Genomic DNA, 273 nt, shown 5'->3' with positions numbered 1-273 from the left:
CAAATAAACACCGCCGGGCCGCAATAGAGATACCAGGTATCGGCAAAATTGCCTCGCCAACGCAGTTCATGCAACGTGCCTCGAGAAATAATAAACACTGCGGTGATAAACAACGCCGCACAGAGCCAGGTAAGTGCGCGCTTGTGCGTATCCATCATACCAATCGCTCGGCCTAGCATACCGTACACGATGTAGTAGAACGTGTCGCCACTGATGTACAGGTTGATGGGAAGCCACTCAAAACCGCCAATTTTTTGTGAGACGGTATTGGGA

The 273-nt window shown here is 50.5% G+C and carries 1 pseudogene; it reads right to left on the bottom strand.

The annotated features are described in order from the left end of the window. Positions 1 to 273, bottom strand: a pseudogene (locus tag KQJ19_RS23895) (acyltransferase); the annotation flags it as partial.

Source organism: Citrobacter sp. S46_ASV_140 (assembly GCF_018919545.1).
GTDB lineage: Bacteria > Pseudomonadota > Gammaproteobacteria > Enterobacterales > Enterobacteriaceae > Citrobacter > Citrobacter braakii.
The sequence above is the reverse complement of the archived record's forward strand: the minus strand, read 5'-3'. Positions and strand labels throughout refer to the sequence as shown.